The following is a 20995-nucleotide window of genomic DNA, read 5'->3' as shown; positions in this document are numbered from 1 at the left end:
TACTGCCGCTGCCTCCGTGGTGTTGGCCACGGCAGCCCTAAACGTCGCCGTAGACGGCGGTGATCGGGTAGCGACGCTCGCGGCCGAAGGCACAGCGGGTGACCTTGGGGCCCGGCGGCGCCTGACGCCGCTTGTATTCCGAGCGTCGCACCAACCCTGCCACGCGCCGCACGGTAGGCTCGTCGAAGCCCATGGCGATGATCTCGCTGATCGACCGCTGGGCCTCGACATACGCCGTTAGCAGGGGATCCAGCACCTCATACGGGGGCAGCGAGTCGGCATCGGTCTGGTCCGGCCGCAACTCGGCAGACGGCGGACGCGTCAGCACCCGCTCCGGAATCACCGGTGACAGACTGTTGCGATACCGCGCCAACGCGAACACCCGGGTCTTGTATACGTCCTTGATCGGCGCGAAACCACCACACATGTCGCCGTATAGCGTGGCATAGCCCACCGCCATTTCGCTCTTGTTGCCGGTGGTCAGCACCACATGTCCGAACTTGTTGGACAGGGCCATCAGCAGTACACCGCGACTCCGAGACTGCAGGTTCTCTTCGGTGAGATCCGGCTCGCGGCCGGCGAATGCCGGTGCCAGCAGCGCGTTGAAGGCGCTGAAAGCCGGCTCAATGGCGATGCAGTCGTAACGGATCCCCAAGGCCTCGGCCTCAATCCGGGCATCATCATTCGACATGCTGGCGGTGTAGCGCGACGGCATCGACACGCCCCAGACGCGGTCCGGCCCCAGGGCATCGACCGCGATGGCGGCCACCAGGGCCGAATCGATGCCCCCCGAAAGCCCGATCAGCGCGCCCGGAAAGCCGTTGCGCCCGACGTAGTCGCGGGTCGCCTGGACCAGCGCGTCATAGAGCAGGGCGTCGGCCGTCTTCGGTGTCGCCATCGCGCCCTGCAGTCGCCCGTCCTGCCAGATCAGCGGGAACACGCCGGCCTCGAATGTCGGCGCCCGAAACGCCTCCTCACCATCGGCATTGACGGCGAAGGAACCGCCGTCAAACACCACTTCATCCTGACCCCCGACACAGTTGACGTAGGCGATCGACAGACCGGTTTCCACCACCCGTGAGTCCAGCGCCCGCCGCCGGTTGGCGGCCTTATCGATGTCAAACGGGGAGGCGTTCAGATTGATCAGCAGCTCGGCGCCTGCCTGCCGCGCCTGCGCCGCCGGACCGGCGACCCAGATGTCTTCGCAGATGGTGATGCCAATGCGACAGCCCTCCTGCTCGAACACACAGGGCATGTGTCCGGCCCGGTAATGGCGCTGCTCGTCGAAAACCCCGTAGTTCGGCAGGTGCTGCTTGCGATAGCGGCCCAGCACCTCGCCGTCGCGGAGTACCAGCGCGGCGTTGTAAATGGCGCCATCGGCGTACTCCGGCGTGCCCACCACCAGGGTGATGCCGCGCACTTCGCGCCGCAGCCGCGCCAGCCCGGCCTCGATCTGCGCCGGCATGCCCGAACGCAGCAGCAGATCATCCGGCGGATAACCGATGAGTGCCAGCTCGGTGCAGGCGATCAGGCTGGCACCCAGTGTGTCACGGGCATGCCCCGCCGCTTCGACGATCCGCTCGACGTTGCCGTCGACATCGCCGACCCAGAGATTGAGCTGGGCCAGCGCGAGCTTCAGCGGGCGCGTCATGGCACCTCCGCAGCGCGTGACAGAGACGGCGTGTCGGTCAGAGCAACGACTTCATCGCCGCACCGAGATCTGCCGGCGAACGCACCGTCTTGACCCCGGCGGCCTCGAGTGCGGCGAACTTCTCGTCGGCCGTGCCCTTGCCCCCCGCGATGATGGCGCCGGCATGACCCATGCGCTTGCCCGGCGGCGCAGTAACACCCGCGATGTAGGCCACCACCGGCTTCTTGACGTTGTCCTTGATGTACTCGGCGGCCTCTTCTTCCGAACTGCCTCCGATCTCGCCCACCATGATGATGCCGGCCGTCGCCGGATCGGCCTCGAACAGACGGATCACGTCGATAAAGCCCATACCGCGGACCGGATCGCCACCGATGCCGACACAGGTGCTCTGACCCAGGCCGTTCTGAGTGGTCTGGTGCACCGTTTCATAGGTCAACGTCCCGGAACGGCTGACGATCCCGATCTTGCCTGGCTTGTGAATATGGCCGGGCATGATCCCGATCTTGCATTCCCCGGGGGTAATGATGCCCGGGCAGTTGGGCCCGATCAGCACGCAGTCCTGCCCGGCCAGCGCCGCCTTGACGCGCACCATGTCGTTCACCGGGATGCCCTCGGTGATGCAGACGATCACCTTGATGCCGGCATCCGCCGCTTCGAGGATGGCGTCGGCCGCGCCTGCCGCGGGCACATAGATCATCGAAGCGTCGGCGCCGGTGGCCTTGACCGCATCGTGGGCGGTGTCAAAAACCGGACGGTCAAGGTGCTTGGCACCACCCTTGCCCGGTGAAACGCCGCCGACCAGTTGCGTGCCATAGGCAATCGCCTGCTCGGAATGGAAGGTGCCCTGCTTGCCGGTGAAGCCCTGGCAGATGACGCGGGTGTTCTTGTTGATCAGGATGCTCATATTCTCTCTCAGCCGTTCGCGAGTGCGACCACGGTCTTGGCGGCTTCGGTCAGGTCGGATACCGGGGTGATCTTGAGCCCGCTGGACTCCAGCATCTCCCGCCCCTTCTCCATATTGGTGCCCTGCAGGCGGGCGACCACCGGCAACTTCAGTCCGGTCTGACGGCAGGCCTGGATGATGCCCTCGGCAATCAGGTCGCAGCGCACGATGCCCCCGAAGATGTTGATGAAGATCGCCTTGACGTCCTCGGACTTGGTGATCAGCTTGAAGGCTTCCGTCACCTTCTCCGCGGTGGTGCCACCGCCAACGTCGAGGAAGTTGGCAGGCTGGCCGCCGTGCAGTTTGACGATGTCCATCGTCGCCATCGCCAGACCGGCGCCGTTGACCATGCAGCCAATGGTGCCTTCCAGCGTCACGTAGTTGAGGTCGTACTTGGACGCCTCGCGCTCGCGCTCGTCCTCCTGGCTGGGGTCGCGCATCTCGGCGATGGCCTTCTGCCGGTACAAGGCATTGGCATCAAAATTGAGCTTGGCGTCAAGCGCCATGATCTGGCCTTCGGCGGTCACGATCAGCGGGTTGATCTCGACCTGGGAGGCGTCCAGTTCGTTGACGATTCGGTACACCCCGAGCAATGCCTGGGTGAACTGTGCCACCTGGTCCTTGTCGAGCCCCATGAAGAAGCCGAGCTGGCGCGCCTGGAACGGTTGCAGGCCGGCAGCCGGGTGGACGTGGATCGACTTGATCTTCTCGGGCGAGTGCTCGGCCACCTCTTCGATGTCCATACCGCCCTCGGCGGAGGCCATGAACACGATCTTCTCCTCGGTGCGGTCCACCAGCGCCGACACGTACAGCTCGCGCGCGATGTTGGAGGGGCGTTCGACCCACACGCTGTTGATCGGCAGCCCTTCGGCGCCAGTCTGCTTGGTGACCAGACGCTGACCGATCATGCCCTTGGCGGCATCCTCGACGGCATCGACGCCGGTCACCAGTTTGACCCCGCCAACCTTGCCGCGTCCGCCGGCATGGACCTGCGCCTTGACCACGAAGCGCTCGCCGCCGAGGCTCTTGGCGACGGCACGGGCCTGCTCGGGACTGGTGGCCAGGCTACCCTGGGGCACGGCAATGCCGTAACGCGCAAAAATCTCTTTGGCCTGGTACTCGTGCAGGTTCATGCAAGGCTCTCGGATCGTGTGGGGACGCGCATTCTCGCCCATACCGCCGGTGTCTGCCAGAAACCTGACAGCGGAACGATCCCCTACAATCGTCGAAGACCCGACCGCAGCCGATCTAAAGCCGCCATGATCTTCCGCCTGTTGCTCATCGCCGCCGCCGCGTGGATTGTCTGGCGCCTGGCCGGTATCGCCTTGCGGCAACTGGAACAGCGTTCAAAGCAGGCGCCGCCTGATGCGACCGAGGACGACCCGCCGTTCGTGCCGATGACGCGCTGCAGTCGCTGCGGCACGCATCTGCCCCGCACGGACGTCGATGACGACGGCTGCTGCACACGATGCAGCGGGTCCTGAGCCGGCGCCGATGACCGGCATTGCGGTCACCCGCCCGGGGCTGCCCGAAGACTGGCGGATTCTGCGTGCCCTGACACTCTATCGCCTGCTGCTGATCACGCTGCTACTGACGCTGCTGGAGTCCGGCGCGACCCTGCAATTGTTCGAACAGGTCGATGCGCAGCTGTTCCGACGGGTCAATCAGGCCTATGCGGTGGCCTCGCTGGCACTGCTGATCCCGTTGCAGTTGCAAGCGCCGCGTATTCACCTGCAGACCCTGGTGCAGTTCGGCATCGACCTCGGTGGCATCGCGGCGCTGGTGTACAGCACCGGCGGCGTCGAGAACGGCCTCGGCATCCTGCTGATCACCCCGACCGTCGCCGCAGCGCTGATCCTGACCCCACGCTTCGCCATGGTCTGCGCCTCAGCCGCGACCCTCGGCATGTTCGCCGAGGAGTTCCTGCGGCCCATCGGCCGCGGTATTTCGCCGGCCGACATGACCAGTACCGGCGTACTCGGTCTGATGCTGTTCGCGACCACCGTCGCCGCTGCCGCCGTCGCCGCTCGCGCCCGCAAAAGTGAGGCGCTGGTGGAGCGCGCAGATACCGAGATGGCCAGCCTGTCGCGCCTCAACGAAAGCATTATCGAGTCGATGCAGACCGGCGTGGTGGTCATCAACGGACAGCGCGAAATTCGCATGATCAACGCCGCTGCACGCCGACTGCTGACCCCCGCCGATGCCAGTGGTCGCGCGCTGATGGATGTTTCGCCCGCGTTGGCACAGACCTTGGAAAGCTGGATGCTCGGCAGTGCTGTCAGCCCGCGCCCGCTGAGCCTCAGCCCCGGGGGCCCCGAGGTGATTCCGCGCTTCTCACGGCTCGGCTGGGCCGCCGGCAGTCCCACGCTGATCCTGCTGGACGAGGCCGCACAACTGCGCGAGCAGGCGCGGCAGCTAAAGCTAGCCGCCCTGGGTCGATTGTCGGCCAGCATCGCCCACGAGATCCGCAATCCACTGGCGGCGATGACCCATGCCGGGCAGTTGCTGGCTGAAGACCCCCAATTGTCCGCCGAGCAGCAGCGGCTGCTTGACATGATCCATCGCCACGGCGCGCGTATCGACCGCATCGTCCGGGACGTGCTCAGCCTCAGCCGCCGGGATGCCACTCAGGTCCAGTCGCTGGTGCTGGCCGACCAGTTGCGGCAAATTCGCCAGAACTATCTGGAACATCCGGCGCGGACCGAACGCCCGATCCACATCGCGCCGCTGAACCCGGCCTGGAAGATTCGCTTCGATCCCGAACACCTGCAGCAGGTACTGCACAATCTGTGGGACAACAGCTTCGAGCACGCAGGATCAGCGCCTGCGGCGGTCCGGCTGGAGGCCGGGCGCGACCCGGCCAATGTCTGGCTGGATATTGCCGACGATGGCCCCGGCATCCCGGTCGCGCTGCAGGAACGCATCTTCGAGCCGTTCTTCACCACTGCCAGCCGCGGCACCGGCCTCGGGCTTTATCTGGCCCGCGAGCTTTGCGACTTCAACCATGCCCGTCTGCTCTATCGACCCGATGCTGCTGGCGCCTGTTTCCGGATCATGTTCTCCTCGCCGCCATGAAAGCTGCCGTCCTGATTGTCGACGACGAGGCCGATATCCGTGAGCTGGTGGAGATCACCCTGTCGCGGATGGGCCTCACCACCGAGGCCGCGGGCTCGCTCGCCGAGGCGCACGATCGGCTGGCCTGCCACAGCTTCGACCTGTGCATCACCGACATGCGGCTGCCCGACGGTAGTGGCATTGACCTGGTCCGGCATATCGGCGAGCACTGCGCAGACACGCCAGTGGCGGTGATCACCGCCTATGGCAGCGCGCAGGCTGCGGTGGAGAGCCTGAAGGCCGGCGCCTTTGATTTCGTCTCCAAGCCTGTGGATCTGCAAGTCCTGCGCAAGCTGGTGCGCAGCGCCCTGGACTTGCGCGGGGCGGCCGTGGAATCTCGCGGGACGGAGCCCACCGGATTGCTGGGCCAGCATCCGTCGATCGATCACCTGCGGCAGCTGGTCGGCCGTCTGGCGCGATCGCAGGCCCCGGTTCACATCGCCGGCGAGTCGGGGACGGGCAAGGAACTGGTGGCGCGCATGATCCACGCCCAGAGCCCACGGGCGGTCGGCGCCTTCGTACCGGTGAACTGCGGGGCCATCCCCAGCGAGCTGATGGAGAGCGAATTCTTCGGCCATCTCAAGGGTGCGTTTACCGGTGCGATCAAGGACAAGACCGGCCTGTTCCAGGCTGCCGAGGGCGGCACGCTGTTCCTTGACGAGGTGGCCGACCTGCCGTTGCACATGCAGGTCAAACTGCTGCGGGCGCTGCAGGAACGTGCCATCCGCCCGGTCGGCAGCGACAGCGAGCAACCGGTGAACGTGCGGGTGATCTCGGCCACCCACGAATCCCTTGAGGGGTGTGTCGCCGACGGCCGATTTCGCCAGGACCTGTACTACCGCCTCAATGTCATCGAGGTGCGGACGCCGCCATTGCGCGACCGGTCCGGCGATATTCCGCTGCTGACTCATCACATTCTCGAACGCCTGGCGCGGACCAACGGCTGGCCACGGCCGCCAACGCTGGATGACGCCGCACTGGCGCGGCTGGTGGCGTATCCGTTCCCGGGCAACGTCCGGGAGCTGGAAAACATCCTCGAGCGGGCCTTGACCCTCTGTGACGGCCGCCGCATTACCGCCACCGACCTCCAGTTGCGTGAGACCGCAGCACTGACGCCTGCTGGCGCGCCTGCGCTGGACTCGCAAATGGACGCTGTCGAACGCCAGGCCATCCTCGAGGCACTGGAAAAGGCCCGGTTCAACAAGACCCGTGCGGCAGAACTGCTGGGGATGTCATTCCGTTCACTGCGCTACCGGATCAAGAAGCTCGGCCTCGACGTCTGAGTGACCCGGGGTGCCGTACCGACCGGGTCGACACGTTTCGAACGCCGCCACAGACCGGTATACTCCCGCCGTTCTACCGACCCCCTGACCGCCCCGGCGGGCGTGGCGTGGTCGTGACAGCGCGGTTTCTCGAAACACTTTGCACGAGGTCTATCAGTCGATGAGCAATCAAGGCGTGGATGCCGGCCGTCGCCGCTTCCTGACGCTCACCACCGGTGTGGTGGGCGGCGCAGGCGCTGCCGCAGCCGCATGGCCGTTTCTGGCGTCGCTAAAGCCCAGTGAACGCGCCAAGGCGCTGGGCGCACCCGTGGTGCAGGACATCAGCCAGCTGGAGCCGGGGCAACGTCTCACCGTGGCCTGGCGTGGCAAACCGGTCTGGGTGGTGCGTCGCACCCCTGAAATGATCGCCAGCCTCGACAAGGTCAGCGACGAGCTGCGCGACCCCGAGTCTGCCGAGCCGCAACAGCCGGCCTATGCCCAGAACGAAGCGCGTGCCATCAAACCGGATGTGCTGGTCATGGTCGGTTCCTGCACGCATCTGGGCTGCTCACCGACGTTCCGGCCGGACCACCCGGCACCGGAGATCCACAGCAACTGGCAGGGCGGCTTTTTCTGCCCCTGCCACGGGTCGATGTTCGACCTGTCCGGCCGCGTCTACAAGGGCGTGCCGGCGCCGCTCAACCTGGTGGTGCCCCCGCACCGCTACGAGAACGACACCACCGTGGTCATCGGTGAAGACCCCGTAGGAGCCGCGTAATGGCGATCGTGCCCAACCCCCACAAGACCACCGGCTTCCTCGGCTGGATCGACGACCGCTTCCCGCTGACCAAGATCTGGAAGGATCACGTCAGCGAATATTACGCGCCGAAGAACTTCAATTTCTGGTACTTCTTCGGCTCGCTGGCGATGCTGGTACTGGTCAACCAGCTGCTGACCGGCATCTTCCTGACCATGCACTACAAGCCGGCCGCCGCCGAGGCGTGGGCGTCGGTCGAATACATCATGCGCGATGTGCCCTTCGGCAACATCATCCGCTATCTGCACTCCACCGGCGCCTCGGCGTTCTTCGTGGTGGTGTTCCTGCACATGTACCGTGGCCTGCTCTACGGCTCCTACCAGAAGCCACGCGAGCTGATCTGGATTTTCGGTTCGCTGATCTTCCTGGTGCTGATGGCCGAAGCCTTCGCCGGCTACGTCCTCCCCTGGGGCCAGATGAGCTACTGGGGTGCGCAGGTGATCATTTCGCTGTTCGGCGCCATCCCGGTGATCGGCAATGACCTGGTGGTCTGGATCCAGGGGGACTACATCCCCTCCGACGCCACGCTCAACCGTCTGTTCTCGCTGCACGTGATCGCCCTGCCCTTCGTGCTGGTCGGTCTGGTGGTGGCGCACCTGATGGCGCTGCACGAAGTGGGTTCCAACAACCCCGACGGCATCGACATCAAGAAGAAGAAGGATGGCAATGGCAAGCCGCTCGACGGCATCGCCTTCCACCCTTACTACACGGTGAAGGACATCTTCGGCGCCGGCGTGTTCCTGATCTTCTTCCTCGGTGTGGTGTTCTTCGCCCCCGATGGTGGCGGCTACTTCCTGGAGAAGCCCAACTTCATCCCGGCCGACCCGCTGGTCACCCCCGAACACATCACCCCGGCCTGGTACTTCGGCGCCTTCTACGCAATGTTGCGTGCGGTGCCGAGCAAGCTCGGCGGCGTGCTGACCATGGGCGGTGCGGTGGTCATCATCTTCCTGGTGCCCTGGCTGGACCGCTCCAAGGTCCGCTCGATCCGCTACAAGGGCATGCTGTCGAAGATCGCACTGGGCCTGTTCACCGTCGCCTTCGTCCTGCTTACCTACTACGGGCTGCAGCCACCGACCGAGCTCGGCACGCTGATCTCGCGCGTGGGCACCATCATTTATTTCGCCTTCTTCCTCCTCATGCCGTTCTACACGGCGATGGAAAAGACCAAGCCAGAACCGGAACGGGTGACGGGGTAACCGATGAAACGGATTCTTTTCACGCTGTCCGCCTTCCTGCTCTCCGGCGCGGCCTTCGCGGCTGGCGGCGGGCACCTTCCCTACAGCTTCGAGCCGGACGTCGGCAACCTGCCGTCGGTGCAGCGCGGCGCCCGCAACTACATGGCCTACTGTTCCGCATGCCATTCGATGGACCTCATGCGTTACAGCCGTATCGGTGAAGATCTCGGCATTCCCGAGGACATCCTCAAGGCCAACCTGATGTTCACCTCTGACAAGCCGGGGGACACCATCACCTCGGCGATGCCGGCCGACGCCACCGGCTGGTTCGGCCGCAAGCCGCCGGACCTCTCGGTGAACTCGCGGGCACGTGGCCCGAGCTGGGTCTACAGCTACCTGATGACCTTCTATGTCGATCCGGCACGCCCGGCTGGCGTCAACAATCTGGTGCTGCCCGGTGCCTCGATGCCGCATGTGTTGTGGGAGCTACAGGGCTGGCAGGTGAAGGCCGATGACGCTGCCCACCATGGTGAAGAAGGCCACGGTGGCGGTCATGGTCCCGACACCGGCCTGACGCTGGCCCAGGCCGGCACACTGTCGCCGGAAGACTACGAAGGTTTTGTCGCCGACACGGTCAACTTCATGGCCTACGCGGCCGAGCCGGGTCGGGTCGGTCGGGTCGGCCTCGGCAGCAAGGTGATGCTGTTCCTGCTGCTGTTCACCGCGCTGGCCTATCTGCTGAAGAAGGAGTTCTGGAAGGACGTCCATTAACCGTCTTCCCTGAACGACGACAACGCCGCTCATGCGCGTCATGGCCATGAGCGGCGTTGCTGTTTTCGGGGGGCGATAAGTCCGACCACCATCCGATGCGCCTGCCCAACCAGACCCGTTTCAGTGCAACCCGCAAGCCCGCCCAGCGGGCCGGCATGCAGCTGTACGGGCTACCGGGGACGCCTGAGACGCGCTGGTTGCAGCTGATTCTGGCTGAGAAGAACCTGCCTCAGGCACGCTTTCAGTCGGTCAACCTGCACCGACCGCCGGAGGATCTGCTGGCGGTCAATCCCGGCCTGCGGCTGCCGGCATTGATCGACCGCGAGACGCCAGTGGTCAGTGCCGGGATCATCGCCGCCTATCTCGACGAGCGCTTTCCGCATCCGCCGCTGATGCCGCCCGAGCCCGCCCACCGGGCACGGGTCCGTCTGCTGCTCGACCTGATGCTCGGCACGGTGTTCCCGCAATTGCTGACCTCGCGGCCGGACACCCTGGGGCACCTGCTTGATCTCGCCGATCTGATCGGACCCCGCAACCGGCTCATGGGGCTGGACTACCATCTGGGCGACTGCGCGGCGGCCGTCTGGTTGTGCCACCCCAGCACCCGGCTCGACGCCCTGCCTGCGCCGGCGGCCGACCGCCTGCAGGCTTACATCCGCCGCCTGCGAACCCGCCCCGCAGTAGAATCGACCCTGATATGAAAGCCCGCAGCCGCCGCCCCTATCTGATCCGCGCCATCTACGACTGGGCCACAGAGCACCAATACACACCGCACGTGCTGGTCGCGGTCGACTACCCCGGCGTTGTGGTTCCCACCCAGTACGTACAGGACGGGCGGATAACCCTCAATATCAGCCCCGCCGCGGTGCAACACTTCGAGATTCTCCCGGAGATGCTGTGGTTCTCGGCGCGCTTCGGCGGCCGCGCATTCGAGGTACAGGTACCGCTGGGCAGCGTCCTGGCCATCTTCGCCCGCGAGAATGGCGAGGGGCTGGTCTTCGGCGAAATCGAACCGCCCGATGGCGAGACGCCGGCGCCCGAGACGCCCCCGCCCGCCACCCCGAACGACGAAGACAAGCCACGCCCGCCGCGCAATCACTTGCGGGTGGTCAAGTAGGCGGCGCGGTTAGCGGCAGGGTCTTGTCCGGATTCAGAATGCCGCGAGGGTCGAAGCGGCTCCGCAAGTCCTGCATCAGATTCAAGGTCAGCGGGTCGATTTCCCAGCCGACATAAGGGCGCTTGTCGATGCCGACACCGTGCTCACCCGAGAGCGTGCCCCCCAGTGCCAGCACCGTGCGGAACACCGCCACCAGGCAGGCACTCACCGCTTGCATCTGCCGCGGGTCCTCCGGGTCGGCCAGCAGATTGACATGGATATTGCCATTGCCGGCGTGGCCGAAATTGACGATCTGCAGGTCGTGTTCGGCCGACAGCGCTTCCAGTGTCGACAACAGCGTCGGTAGCTGACTGACCGGCACCGCCACGTCCTCGTTGACCTTCTTCGGCGCCAGTTGCCGCAGAGACGGCGACAGCGCCTTGCGACAGGCCCAGAGTGCGGCCGCTTCGGTGGTATCGGCGGCTGCCCGCAGTTCGACCAGGCCTTCACCGTCGGCCGCGCGCGCCACCGCCTGCTGCGCCAGCGCCACCGTATCGTCGCTGCCATCGACATCGATCAACAGCAGCGCGCCGGTCGCGGACGGCACGCCGGTGTCCTGCCAGGCCTGCGCCAGACGTACCGCGGTGCCATCCATGAACTCGAGCGCGGCAGGCGTCTCCGGCTGCCCCATGATGCGCACCACCGCCGCCACCGCCGCCGCCGCGTTGGTATAACAGGCACGCAAAGTGCGTTGTTGCGACGGCCGTGGCAGCAGCTTCAGGGTCGCCTCGGTGATCACCGCCAGGGTGCCCTCGCTGCCCACCAGCAAGCGCGTCAGGTCGTACCCCACCACGCCCTTGGTGGTGCGGCCGCCGGTCACCAGGGCGGTACCGGCCCCGGTGACGGCACGCAGGCCCAGCACGCTCTCGCGCGCGGTGCCGTACTTCACCGCACGCGGCCCACCGGCCCCGCAGGCCAGGTTACCGCCAACAGTGGAGTACGCGGCGCTGGTTGGGTCGGGGGCCCAAAACAGCCCATCGGCAGCCGCACACTGCTGCACATCCGCGTTGATGCACCCGGCCTCCACCACCATCAGGCGGTCGGCCGGCCGGTATTCGAGAATCCGGTTCATGCGCTCCAGCGACATCACCACACCGCCCGCCACCGGCACACTGGCACCCGTGGTGTTGGTGCCCCGACCCCGCGCCACCAGTGGCGTGCCGGTCGCATGACAGGCCTGCACCACAGCCACCACTTCATCGTGACCAAGCGGGAAGACCACCATGTCCGGGGCGTGAAAGCGGCGTGAGTTGTCATAGCCGTAGGGCAGACAGTCCGCTGGGTCTTCCAACCGGCGGTCCGCCGGCAACGCCCGGGCCAACGCTGACCGCAGTGCGGGGTCGAGGCGCATCAACTGCCCTCGGCCAGAAACGCGCCACGAATCCACTGCGGCGGACGCCCGGCATCAATGGCCATCACGTCAAAACGGATGGCCCGTGACCGGTGGGCAGGCTGGGTGGCCAGCCATGCCTGGGTGGCGCGAATGATCCGGGCCTGCTTGCGGTGATCAACCGTCACCGCTGCCCCGCCGAAGCGGGTACTGGTCCGCGCGCGCACTTCGATCACCACCAGGGTCTGCTGCTCCAGCGCAATCAGATCAAGCTCACCGAAGCGGTTGCGGACGTTGCGCGCGATCAGCTTCAACCCGTCCGCCTGCAGCAGCCCTGCGGCCTGCCGCTCGGCATCGGCACCGGACTGTTGTGCCGGCGTCAGCGCGGCAGGGGCGCGGATGACCATTCCGGCATGTCCGACGACAGCGGCAGCCGCTCCAGGCCGCTGCGGGTGAAGCGTGCACACCCGAGGCCCCGCTCGACCCGACCGTCGTGGCTCACGGTGAGATCACCGGTGAGGCCCTCGATCGGCATCATATCGAAGGCGCCATCGCTGATCCGCTGCGCCAATGTCAGGGCGTCGGCGCCGAGCGCGAACAGGCGCGGCTGCGCCTGCCGGCTGCTGAGGCCCCGGGTAGCGCTGGCGAACTGCGGATCACGCAGATCGTCAAGCAGCCAGGGCTGGTCACAGAAGCGGGTGCCCACCAGATCACTGTCGCCACCGCCGCCTGGCTGATGAATCAGCGCGGTCGAATAGGCCGCCAGACCCTGCGCATGGTGAAAGCGGAACTGCGACCAGATCTGGCGGCCATCGACCGGCCGCCCGGCAAAGAACACCATATCGGCGTCGCCTCGCCGACGCACATCGAATACCGGCCGCTGCCCCAGCACCGCTGCCAGCTCCTGGTAGCGACGCTCGCTATCCGTTACCCGCAGCAACTGCTTGATCGGCGCCGAAAAATCGGCCGTTCCGGGGGTGTAGCGAGCGCGGCCGACCACGGCGCCACCTGCGGCTTCCAGGGTATCGATGAAGGCCGCTTCGACCCGATCACCCCAGTCGCCCTCGGGCACCAGCACCACGGCGCTGCCCAGGCCCTGTCGGCGTGCATGGCGGGCCGCCGCCCGCGCCTCGTCCTCCGGGGCCAGCGCAAACTGAACGACATTGGCAGGCACCGGCACGCCGGGCCCTGATTCCACCTGGTTCAGCGCCAGCAACGGTACGGGTGACCGCCCGCCGGCGAGCAGCGCTGACACACTCTCCTTGCGCAGTGGCCCAATCACCAGGGTCGCGCCTTCCCGCAGCGCCTCCTGGAACGCCAGCGCCGCCCCTCCCGGGGTGCCGCCGGTGTCATGGAAGCGGATTGGGACCCGCAGTCGGCGACCCAGATAGGCGGACAGCAGGCCGTCGCGGATGGCCGCGCCACTGGCGGCCAGCGGTCCGCTCAGAGGCAGCAGCACTGCCCAGCGGGGGCTGCCGCCCTGCGGGTTAAATTGCAGGAATGCGGACGCACCGGCAGCCTGCGTTGCCTGCAAACCGCCCTGCGCCATCCAGGTCGCTGCCGGATGTGGTCCGAACTGGCTGCGCCAGTCCGCCATGGCCGACTCCCGATCAGCGGCACGCAGGGCTTCGGCCAGCGCGATCCAACCCTCCACTACAAATCCGGCAGCCGCCGCACGCTGGCGATCATCAATGCCGATGGGTGCCGTCGACAGCCCCTGCCACAACCGCATGCGGTTGTCGGCAACCGCGCGTGGATCATCCAGAAACGCGAGACGTGCAACCCAGGCCTGAACCGCGCCGACGGGGTCGCCGAGCCGCGACCGCGCCTCGGCCCGCAGGGCCTCGGTGGCCGCGCCCATCTCCACCCCCTCGGGTGCCATCGGCAGCAGCCGGAGCACGTCGGCGTCGCGCCCCTCGGCGGCCGCCAGACGTGCGCGCAACAACTGCAGCCGCTGCATTTGCGCCACCGGCACCGAGTGGTCGGCCAATGCCGCCAGGTGCGCACGGGCAACTGCCAGGTCGCCGCGCGCGAATGCGGCTTCTGCGCCCGCGAGCGGATCGCTGCGGGCGGCACCGGGATACGGCAGAGCGGAGGGCGCCTGACGGGGCGCCGGACCGGTCGCACAGCCCGTCAGCAGGGCTGCCAGCAACCCGCCCAGAACCCAAACGCGGAGGAAACGGTGAGCGACATTCATGGCCGCAAAGTATGACACGGTGCGACAATCGCCCGATGTCAGATCAAGCCCCCGCGGTCAGCCCCGGTCACCTTTACGTAGTGGCCACGCCCATCGGCCATCTCGGCGATCTCAGCCCCCGCGCGGCCGCGGTGCTGGGCAGCGTCGACCGCATTCTCGCCGAGGACACCCGCACCTCCGGCGTGCTGTTGCAGCAACTCGGGATCCAGCAGCCGATCAGCGCCCTGCACGAACACAACGAACGGGCGCAGACCGAACAGCTGATCGCGCGACTGACCGGCGGCGAGACGCTGGCGCTGATTTCGGATGCCGGTACGCCACTGATTTCCGACCCCGGCTTCGTCCTGGTACGTGCCGCCCGTGCCGCTGACCTGCCGGTGGTGGCGGTCCCCGGGCCCTGCGCGCTGGTGGCGGCTCTGTCGATTGCAGGCCTGCCGACCGACCGTTTCACGTTCATCGGCTTCCTACCCGCCAAAGGCGGCGCGCGTCGTCAGGCCCTGGCGTCGCTGCGAGCCGTGCCCCACACGCTGGTGGCCTATGAAGCCAGCCACCGCATCGTCGACACCGCCGCTGATCTCGCCGCGGTACTCGGCCCGGACCGCCCGGTGATGCTCGCCCGTGAGCTGACCAAGCGCTTTGAACAGAGTGTGTCCTGCCCTGCTGGCGACCTGGCCGGCTGGCTGCAGGCCGACGCCAACCGCCAGCGCGGCGAGTTCGTACTGGTCATCGGCGGGGCCCCGGTTGCCGCCAGCGATGAAGTGGAAGCCGCCGCGGTGTTGAAGGTGCTGCTGGCGGAATTACCGGCGTCTCGGGCGGCACGCGTGGCGGCCGAGCTCACCGGCCTGCCGCGCAAGCGGTTGTACGAGATGGCGCTGATGGCAGGCGGCGGTGACGACCGCTGAGGGCGTGCGTCAGTACGGCAGATCGAGTGCGCCGCAGAGCCAGTCGAGCATGGGCGACACCTCGCGGTAGCGCGTGATCACCCACCGTGGCAGGTCCGGCCGCAGCAGGTCATCGTCGCTGACAGCGGCACTGGCGACAAAATCCTTGCGCTTGAGGTCCTCGATCAAGGGATGTTCAGGATCAAAGCCCTGCGGCGGCCGCACCAGGCTGTCGCCACCCAGGGTGAAGTGGCGGCGGAAGCCGGTACTGCGGGTCGCCTGCTGCCAGCTGGCCGGGTTGTTGACCAGATAGGCGCGAATGCGCCGCAGGGTTTCCGACTGTGGGTGCCAGATGCCGCCGCCGAGAAAACTGTCGCCCGGCGTCAGATGAAAGTAGAAAACCGGCGCATCCAGGCGCCCGGGTGCCGCATTGCCGCCGGCGTCAGCGCGCGCGGTGGCCTTGGTTGCGGCATGGAAGAAGCTCATGCCGGCGTGGGTCTTGTAGGGGGTCTTGTCGCTGCTGAACCGGGTGTCGCGGTGAATCCGGAACAGCGAGCCCCCGACTTTCTTCGGGCTGGCCACCATCTCCGGGCTGAGCGTGGCCAACGGCGCCGCCAGATCGGTAATGAACCGCAGACAGGGTTCACGCACGGCCGCTTCATAGTCGTCGCGGTGGGCGTTGAACCAGTCCTTGTTGTTGTGGGCGGCCAGCTGCTTCAGAAACCGCAGGGTGGCAGGTGTGAAGTACGGCGTGTTCTTGGCCATGTCAGCGCGGCTCGCTACGGCGACTGAGTACCCACAGCCCCGCAAGATGGATGGGAAGCCACAAGCCTACCCACTGCAGGTTGTGTTGCGCCATCCCCGGCCACAGCGCCAGTGGCAACGCCAGCACCGCGCCCAAGGCGATCAGTACCGCAATGCCGAGCGTCCGTCGCCTCACCGGGTGTCGCGGACGACACCAGGCCGGCACCATCAGCAGCGCCAACGGCGAAAACAGCAGCAGGTTGTGGTTGGCCGCCATCGCCCAATGATCGGTCACCGTCCAGGCCAGCAGCAGGATGACTCCGACCGCGCCGGCGATCACCGCCAAGCCGCCCCCAATGGCGGCAGCCAACCACGGTCGCCATGCGGCCGTCAGCAACAGGACAGCGGCCAGCGTCAGACCCAGCAGCGTCAGCGGGCCGCGCCGATCGGTCGACGGCGAATCAGCCGACGGCAGTCGGCCCGCCACCAGCAGATCGCCGCGTGCCACCAATGGCCGTGTGCCGCCGATGCCGTCGTCCACCTGCAGCTCACGCACCGCCGTCATCAGCACCTCGGGCAGAAAGCTCTGCTGCCAACGGTCGATCGGCCGATCGGTCGCGGGGCCCATCAGCAGGTCGGTCCCCAGCATCATCAGGGGATCGGGCGCCATCATGCGATTGGCTTCAGCTCGGTAGCTGGTGCCACTCGGCGCCCCTTCGAGGGCTGCGCGCAGGCCCCCGCCCAGCGCACTGTCGAGGGCATCGCGCACCTTGGTGCTGCAGTTGGCCGCGAAGTAGTCGTAGCGATAATCGGCATGCACCGGCTGCACATTCCAGGCCAGAAAGTCGGCCAGCGCCGTGGCCTGATCCGGCTGCAGTGCCAACTGTTGTTCGTACACCCATCGGCCTTCGGCTCGATAGGCGTCCAAGGTGTACGACAGCGGCTCCGGTGCCACCCGGTATTGCATGCGCCCGCGGGCAAAGTTGAGCAGAAAATTTTTCTGGGCGAAGTCGAACAGTCCGTAGTTGTAGACCAGCGCCGTGGACCGCAGCGGATCGCGCACCAGCAAGGCGTTGTGACCGTAGCGCTGCCAGTAGATCTCGCCAGGCTGGAAGGTCAGCAAGCTGACGGTTGGCGCCGCGGCCGTCGTTCCCGTCCACAGCAGCGTGGCCAGCAGGGCGAGAACCAACGGCCGGATCATCGCCCTACACCAGTGACAGGGTGACCTGCAGCAAATGCAGCCGCCGGCTGTCGGAGCGCTGCACGTTGAAGTTGAACCGGCCGATGCGCACGCTTTCGCCGCGCCTCGGCATGTGACCGAAGTGATGCACCACCAGACCGCCGATGGTGTCGAATTCATCATCGGGAAAGTCGGTGGTGAAGTACTCGTTGAAGGTTTCGATCGGAGTCAGCCCGTTCACCAGGTAGCGGCGTTCATCCTGCCGCAGGATGGTGGCGGACTCGGCCTCGTCGTACTCGTCGTCGATCTCGCCGACGATCTGCTCGAGCACGTCCTCGATGGTGACCAGGCCGCTGACGCCGCCGTACTCGTCCACCACCACCGCCATGTGGTTGCGCCCACGCTTGAAATCCTTGAGCAGGATGTTGACCCGCTTGGACTCCGGCACGAACACCGCGGGGCGCAGTTGCGAGCGGAGGTCGAAGGTCCCCGGCTCGAAGCCCGCCACGGTCGAGGTGATCTTCAGCAGGTCCTTGGCCAGCAGGATGCCGATGATTTCATCGCGCGAGTCGCCGATCACCGGAAACCGCGAGTGCCCTGACTCCACCACCATCCGCAGAATCTCGTCGAGGCTGCCATCCGATTCGACCACCACCATCTGTGCACGCGGCACCATGATGTCCCGAACCTGTGTCTCCGCGGTCTCCAGCACACCCTGGAACATGATCAGGGCGTCGGCATCCATCAGTTCGGAATCGCGGGCCTCCTCGAGGACCGCCATCAGCTCTTCCCGGGTCTGCGGCGCGACGGCGAAGGATTGCGTGACACGCCGCCACCAGCGGCTGATCGGCGTGTCTTCGGTTTTGGTGTCGGGTCGGCTACTAGGTTCGTCGTCGTTCATGGTTCAGGGTGGGGCCCTCAAGGGTGAGGGGGTCGTACAACCGTGGACGCCCCGGGGGCGCATCACGGATCAAGCATAGGGGTTATCGATACCGAGTTCGCGCAGTATCGCGATTTCGCGCGCCTCCATGGCGTCGGCCTCGGCGGCGGCCTCATGATCCAGGCCCTGCAGATGCAGACAGCCATGGACCACCAGATGGGCCCAATGATGTTGGGGCCGTTTGCCCTGCTGACGCGCCTCTTCGGCCACCACCTCGGCGCACAGCACCAGGTCACCGAGCAAGCCCGGCCCGTCGTAGGGGAACGACAGTACGTTGGTCGGCCGGTCCTTGCCGCGAAAGCGGTGATTGAGCGCCTGCGATTCCACGGCGTCCACCAGTCTCAGGGTCAGCTCGCCGCCACGGTCGGCCAGCGCCGCGCGGGCGAAGCGACGCAGGCTGTTGGCCGCCGGAATCCCGGCCGCCGGCACGCACCGCTGGACCACGATGTCCAGCGGCGGGGGCTCAGCCTTCATGCGCGGCCTCGAACTTCTCGTAGGCCTCCACCACCGCCTGCACCAGCGGGTGCCGCACCACGTCTTCCTTTCGGAAGCTGGTGAGGCTGATGCCGGGCACGCCGGCCAGCACCTGCAGGGCGTGCTTGAGGCCACTCTTCTCGTGGCGCGGCAGGTCGATCTGAGTGACATCGCCGGTGACCACGGCGACACTGCCGAAGCCCAGGCGGGTGAGGAACATCTTCATCTGCTCGATGGTGGTGTTCTGCGCCTCGTCGAGAATCACGTAGCTCTCGTTGAGCGTGCGGCCGCGCATGAAGGCCAGCGGCGCCACCTCGATCACGTTCTTCTCCGTCAGCCGCGCCACTTTCTCGAAGCCCATCATCTCGTACAGCGCGTCATACAGCGGCCGTAGATACGGGTTGATCTTGTCGGCCATGTCGCCGGGCAGGAAGCCCAGCTTCTCGCCGGCTTCAACCGCGGGCCGCACCAGCACGATCCGGCGCACGCGGTCGCGCTCCAGCGCGTTGACGGCACTGGCCACCGCGAGATAGGTCTTGCCGGTGCCGGCCGGACCCACCCCGAAGTTCAGGTCGTGGGTATTGATGGCGCTGAGGTAGGCCTTCTGCTGAACGCTGCGCCCGCGCACCACGCCGCGCCGGGTGCGGATGATGATCTCGCCCTGCGGCGACACCTCCTGCACCGACAGCGGCTCGGCATGGTCTTCGGTGTGTTCGGCCAACGCCAGGTGAACCTGCTCGGTGGTGATCGGTTGATCGTCCGCGAGGTTGAACAGCGCCGTCAGTACCGCCTCGCCTCGCTGGGCATCGCCGCGGCTGCCGACCAGCTGGAAGTGGTTGCCGCGATTGCGGATCTCGATGCCCAGCCGCAGCTCGATCTGTCGCAAGTGGGCGTCGAAGGGGCCGGCCAGATTGACCAGCCGCTCACTGTCATCGGGCCGCAACACCAGATCGATGCGGGCCTGTGCCGGGCGGGTGGGCGCGCTCATGCGGCGGCAGCGGTGCCGGTCGCCGGCCGCCAGCGTCCCCGCAGGGAGTTGGGCAACGCCTCGGTTACCTCGACATCAACGAACTGCCCGATCAGATGCGCTGGCGCCTCGAAGTTGATCCAGCGGTTGGTCGAGGTCCGGCCGGCCATCTGCCCCTGGCCCTTGCGTGCCGGCTTCTCCACCAGCACCGACTGCACGCTGCCGACCAACGCCTGTTTGAAATCGGTATCGAGCCCACGAATCCGGTCCTGCAGGATTTTCAGCCGTTGCTGTTTGACGTCCAGCGGCACGCTGTCGCGCAGGTTGTCCGCCGGCGTGCCCGGACGCGGGCTGTAGTTGAAGCTGAAGGCACCGTCGAACCCGGCTTCGGCGATCAGGTCCATGGTCTGCACAAAGTCCTCGTCACGTTCTGACGGGAAGCCGATGATGAAATCCGACGACAGCGAGATGTCCGGACGCGCCGCGCGTATGCGACGAATCTTCGCCAGATATTCAGCGCGGCTGTAGCCCCGCTTCATCATGCCGAGGATTCGGTCTGACCCACTCTGCACGGGTAGGTGCAGGTAGCTGGCCAGCTTTGGTTCGTCGGCAAAGGCATCGATCAGCGCATCGCCGAGCTCGGCCGGATGGCTGGTGGTGTACCGAATCCGCTGCAGGCCGGGGAAGCGCGCCAGATAGTTGATCAGCAGGGCCAGGTCGCAGACCTCGCCGGTCTGCCCCATCGGCCCGCGATAGGCGTTGACGTTCTGCCCCAGCAGGGTGATCTCACGCACGCCCTGGTCCACCAGTTGGGCGCATTCGGTGAGCACGTCATCCAGCGGCCGGCTCACCTCGGTGCCGCGGGTGTAGGGCACCACACAGAAGGTGCAGTACTTGGAACAGCCTTCCATGATGCTGACAAAGGCGGTGACGCCCTCGGCGCGCGGCGCCGGCAGGCGGTCAAACTTCTCGATCTCGGGAAAGCTGACGTCGATGGCGGGCTTGCGGCTGGCGCGGGTGCTGTCGAGCAGCGCCGGCAGCCGGTGCAGGGTCTGCGGGCCGAACACGATGTCGACCATCGGCGCGCGGCTGGCGATGGCCTGCCCTTCCTGGCTGGCGACACAGCCGCCGACGCCGATCACCCGTCCCGGCACGGCCGCCTTCCAGTCCTTCCAGCGGCCGAGCTCGGAGAACACCTTTTCCTGCGCCTTTTCGCGCACAGAGCAGGTGTTGAGCAGCAACAGGTCAGCCTCGTCAGGGTCCTGAGTCCGGGTGTAGCCATGGGATTTCCCGAGCACGTCGGCCATCTTGGTCGAGTCGTACTCATTCATCTGGCACCCGTAGGTGATGAGGTAGAGCTTCTTGGACATCCAGGGGGCAGCGCAAAAAG

Annotated in this window: 21 protein-coding genes; 9 read left to right on the top strand and 12 right to left on the bottom strand. The window is 66.5% G+C overall.

The annotated features are described in order from the left end of the window. Positions 1 to 37: 37 nt before the first annotated feature. Genes JN531_RS09365 through sucC form a run of 3 tightly spaced genes read right to left on the bottom strand, consistent with a single transcriptional unit; the run spans position 38 to position 3727 of the window. The gene (locus JN531_RS09365) at positions 38 to 1651 is read right to left on the bottom strand and encodes an NAD+ synthase (RefSeq protein WP_228348607.1); all 1614 of its coding nucleotides are present in this window, start codon (positions 1649 to 1651) and stop codon (positions 38 to 40) included. 37 nt (positions 1652 to 1688) lie between these two features. Continuing rightward, positions 1689 to 2555 (bottom strand): succinate--CoA ligase subunit alpha, encoded by an 867-nt coding sequence (gene sucD, locus JN531_RS09360; protein WP_228348606.1) that lies wholly within the window; start codon positions 2553 to 2555, stop codon positions 1689 to 1691. Between the two features lie 8 nt (positions 2556 to 2563). Next, positions 2564 to 3727, bottom strand: a complete 1164-nt coding sequence (gene sucC / locus JN531_RS09355; RefSeq protein WP_228348605.1) for an ADP-forming succinate--CoA ligase subunit beta — start codon at positions 3725 to 3727, stop codon at positions 2564 to 2566. Between the two features lie 126 nt (positions 3728 to 3853). Here sucC and JN531_RS09350 point away from each other — a divergent pair, with 126 nt between their 5' ends. The 8 genes from JN531_RS09350 (at position 3854) to JN531_RS09315 (ending at position 10853) form a co-directional block, all read left to right on the top strand. After that, complete coding sequence (locus tag JN531_RS09350) at positions 3854 to 4078, top strand: hypothetical protein (RefSeq protein ID WP_228348604.1); 225 nt, start codon at positions 3854 to 3856, stop codon at positions 4076 to 4078. Positions 4079 to 4088: 10 nt separating this feature from the next. Beyond that, positions 4089 to 5669, top strand: a complete 1581-nt coding sequence (locus JN531_RS09345) for a sensor histidine kinase (protein WP_228348603.1) — start codon at positions 4089 to 4091, stop codon at positions 5667 to 5669. Then, positions 5666 to 6991: a sigma-54-dependent transcriptional regulator gene (locus JN531_RS09340; RefSeq protein ID WP_228348602.1), complete on the top strand. Its 1326-nt coding sequence runs from the start codon at positions 5666 to 5668 to the stop codon at positions 6989 to 6991. The genes JN531_RS09345 and JN531_RS09340 overlap by 4 nt, the downstream gene beginning before the upstream one ends. Before the next feature lie 160 nt (positions 6992 to 7151). Continuing rightward, positions 7152 to 7748, top strand: coding sequence for a ubiquinol-cytochrome c reductase iron-sulfur subunit (gene petA, locus JN531_RS09335; RefSeq protein WP_228348601.1), 597 nt, complete (start codon positions 7152 to 7154; stop codon positions 7746 to 7748). Beyond that, positions 7748 to 8986 carry a cytochrome b gene (locus JN531_RS09330; RefSeq protein ID WP_228348600.1) on the top strand — a complete coding sequence of 413 codons (1239 nt, stop codon included), beginning with the start codon at positions 7748 to 7750 and terminating at the stop codon, positions 8984 to 8986. The genes petA and JN531_RS09330 overlap by 1 nt, the downstream gene beginning before the upstream one ends. 3 nt (positions 8987 to 8989) lie before the next feature. Next, a complete protein-coding gene (locus JN531_RS09325; protein ID WP_228348599.1) occupies positions 8990 to 9736 on the top strand; it encodes a cytochrome c1 in 747 nt (248 codons plus the stop codon). 95 nt (positions 9737 to 9831) lie between these two features. Then, complete coding sequence (locus tag JN531_RS09320) at positions 9832 to 10437, top strand: glutathione S-transferase family protein (protein WP_228348598.1); 606 nt, start codon at positions 9832 to 9834, stop codon at positions 10435 to 10437. Then, entirely contained in the window at positions 10434 to 10853 is a 420-nt protein-coding gene (locus JN531_RS09315; protein WP_228348597.1) for a ClpXP protease specificity-enhancing factor, read from the top strand. Before JN531_RS09320 ends, JN531_RS09315 begins: the two co-directional genes overlap by 4 nt. On the opposite strand, the gene JN531_RS09310 is transcribed toward JN531_RS09315, so the two are convergent. The 3 genes from JN531_RS09310 to JN531_RS09300 are packed head-to-tail and all read right to left on the bottom strand — an operon-like array spanning position 10846 to position 14419. Next, entirely contained in the window at positions 10846 to 12243 is a 1398-nt protein-coding gene (locus tag JN531_RS09310; RefSeq protein ID WP_228348596.1) for an FAD-binding oxidoreductase, read from the bottom strand. The two genes, JN531_RS09315 and JN531_RS09310, sit on opposite strands and share 8 nt — an antisense overlap. Then, the gene (locus JN531_RS09305; protein WP_228348595.1) at positions 12243 to 12629 is read right to left on the bottom strand and encodes a YraN family protein; all 387 of its coding nucleotides are present in this window, start codon (positions 12627 to 12629) and stop codon (positions 12243 to 12245) included. The genes JN531_RS09310 and JN531_RS09305 overlap by 1 nt, the downstream gene beginning before the upstream one ends. Next, a complete protein-coding gene (locus tag JN531_RS09300; RefSeq protein WP_228348594.1) occupies positions 12602 to 14419 on the bottom strand; it encodes a penicillin-binding protein activator in 1818 nt (605 codons plus the stop codon). The genes JN531_RS09305 and JN531_RS09300 overlap by 28 nt, the downstream gene beginning before the upstream one ends. Before the next feature lie 35 nt (positions 14420 to 14454). Here JN531_RS09300 and rsmI point away from each other — a divergent pair, with 35 nt between their 5' ends. Next, positions 14455 to 15321 (top strand): 16S rRNA (cytidine(1402)-2'-O)-methyltransferase, encoded by an 867-nt coding sequence (gene rsmI / locus JN531_RS09295; protein WP_228348593.1) that lies wholly within the window; start codon positions 14455 to 14457, stop codon positions 15319 to 15321. 9 nt (positions 15322 to 15330) lie between these two features. Here rsmI and JN531_RS09290 read toward each other — a convergent pair whose 3' ends face one another. The 6 genes from JN531_RS09290 to miaB form a co-directional block, all read right to left on the bottom strand. Further along, positions 15331 to 16065 (bottom strand): DUF2461 domain-containing protein, encoded by a 735-nt coding sequence (locus tag JN531_RS09290; protein WP_228348592.1) that lies wholly within the window; start codon positions 16063 to 16065, stop codon positions 15331 to 15333. Between the two features lies 1 nt (position 16066). After that, the gene (locus tag JN531_RS09285) at positions 16067 to 17245 is read right to left on the bottom strand and encodes an Lnb N-terminal periplasmic domain-containing protein (RefSeq protein ID WP_228348591.1); all 1179 of its coding nucleotides are present in this window, start codon (positions 17243 to 17245) and stop codon (positions 16067 to 16069) included. Between the two features lie 4 nt (positions 17246 to 17249). Beyond that, positions 17250 to 18125, bottom strand: a complete 876-nt coding sequence (locus JN531_RS09280; protein WP_228348590.1) for a CorC family transporter — start codon at positions 18123 to 18125, stop codon at positions 17250 to 17252. A gap of 69 nt (positions 18126 to 18194) precedes the next feature. Next, a complete protein-coding gene (ybeY, locus tag JN531_RS09275) occupies positions 18195 to 18638 on the bottom strand; it encodes an rRNA maturation RNase YbeY (protein ID WP_228348589.1) in 444 nt (147 codons plus the stop codon). Further along, positions 18628 to 19626 (bottom strand): PhoH family protein, encoded by a 999-nt coding sequence (locus JN531_RS09270; RefSeq protein ID WP_228348588.1) that lies wholly within the window; start codon positions 19624 to 19626, stop codon positions 18628 to 18630. Before JN531_RS09270 ends, ybeY begins: the two co-directional genes overlap by 11 nt. Beyond that, positions 19623 to 20975, bottom strand: coding sequence for a tRNA (N6-isopentenyl adenosine(37)-C2)-methylthiotransferase MiaB (miaB, locus tag JN531_RS09265; protein ID WP_228348587.1), 1353 nt, complete (start codon positions 20973 to 20975; stop codon positions 19623 to 19625). The genes JN531_RS09270 and miaB overlap by 4 nt, the downstream gene beginning before the upstream one ends. Positions 20976 to 20995 lie beyond the last annotated feature (20 nt).

It is taken from the genome of Flagellatimonas centrodinii (assembly GCF_016918765.2).
Lineage (GTDB): Bacteria > Pseudomonadota > Gammaproteobacteria > Nevskiales > Nevskiaceae > Polycyclovorans > Polycyclovorans centrodinii.
The sequence above is the reverse complement of the archived record's forward strand: the minus strand, read 5'-3'. Positions and strand labels throughout refer to the sequence as shown.

Bases quoted from the DNA above. Each gene is read 5' to 3' on its own strand.
- JN531_RS09365 (WP_228348607.1), bottom strand. From the start codon at position 1,651: ATGACGCGCCCGCTGAAGCTCGCGCTGGCCCAGCTCAATCTCTGGGTC.
- sucD (WP_228348606.1), bottom strand. From the start codon at position 2,555: ATGAGCATCCTGATCAACAAGAACACCCGCGTCATCTGCCAGGGCTTC.
- sucC (WP_228348605.1), bottom strand. From the start codon at position 3,727: ATGAACCTGCACGAGTACCAGGCCAAAGAGATTTTTGCGCGTTACGGC.
- JN531_RS09350 (WP_228348604.1), top strand. From the start codon at position 3,854: ATGATCTTCCGCCTGTTGCTCATCGCCGCCGCCGCGTGGATTGTCTGG.
- JN531_RS09345 (WP_228348603.1), top strand. From the start codon at position 4,089: ATGACCGGCATTGCGGTCACCCGCCCGGGGCTGCCCGAAGACTGGCGG.
- JN531_RS09340 (WP_228348602.1), top strand. From the start codon at position 5,666: ATGAAAGCTGCCGTCCTGATTGTCGACGACGAGGCCGATATCCGTGAG.
- petA (WP_228348601.1), top strand. From the start codon at position 7,152: ATGAGCAATCAAGGCGTGGATGCCGGCCGTCGCCGCTTCCTGACGCTC.
- JN531_RS09330 (WP_228348600.1), top strand. From the start codon at position 7,748: ATGGCGATCGTGCCCAACCCCCACAAGACCACCGGCTTCCTCGGCTGG.
- JN531_RS09325 (WP_228348599.1), top strand. From the start codon at position 8,990: ATGAAACGGATTCTTTTCACGCTGTCCGCCTTCCTGCTCTCCGGCGCG.
- JN531_RS09320 (WP_228348598.1), top strand. From the start codon at position 9,832: ATGCGCCTGCCCAACCAGACCCGTTTCAGTGCAACCCGCAAGCCCGCC.
- JN531_RS09315 (WP_228348597.1), top strand. From the start codon at position 10,434: ATGAAAGCCCGCAGCCGCCGCCCCTATCTGATCCGCGCCATCTACGAC.
- JN531_RS09310 (WP_228348596.1), bottom strand. From the start codon at position 12,243: ATGCGCCTCGACCCCGCACTGCGGTCAGCGTTGGCCCGGGCGTTGCCG.
- JN531_RS09305 (WP_228348595.1), bottom strand. From the start codon at position 12,629: ATGGTCATCCGCGCCCCTGCCGCGCTGACGCCGGCACAACAGTCCGGT.
- JN531_RS09300 (WP_228348594.1), bottom strand. From the start codon at position 14,419: ATGAATGTCGCTCACCGTTTCCTCCGCGTTTGGGTTCTGGGCGGGTTG.
- rsmI (WP_228348593.1), top strand. From the start codon at position 14,455: ATGTCAGATCAAGCCCCCGCGGTCAGCCCCGGTCACCTTTACGTAGTG.
- JN531_RS09290 (WP_228348592.1), bottom strand. From the start codon at position 16,065: ATGGCCAAGAACACGCCGTACTTCACACCTGCCACCCTGCGGTTTCTG.
- JN531_RS09285 (WP_228348591.1), bottom strand. From the start codon at position 17,245: ATGATCCGGCCGTTGGTTCTCGCCCTGCTGGCCACGCTGCTGTGGACG.
- JN531_RS09280 (WP_228348590.1), bottom strand. From the start codon at position 18,125: ATGAACGACGACGAACCTAGTAGCCGACCCGACACCAAAACCGAAGAC.
- ybeY (WP_228348589.1), bottom strand. From the start codon at position 18,638: ATGAAGGCTGAGCCCCCGCCGCTGGACATCGTGGTCCAGCGGTGCGTG.
- JN531_RS09270 (WP_228348588.1), bottom strand. From the start codon at position 19,626: ATGAGCGCGCCCACCCGCCCGGCACAGGCCCGCATCGATCTGGTGTTG.
- miaB (WP_228348587.1), bottom strand. From the start codon at position 20,975: ATGTCCAAGAAGCTCTACCTCATCACCTACGGGTGCCAGATGAATGAG.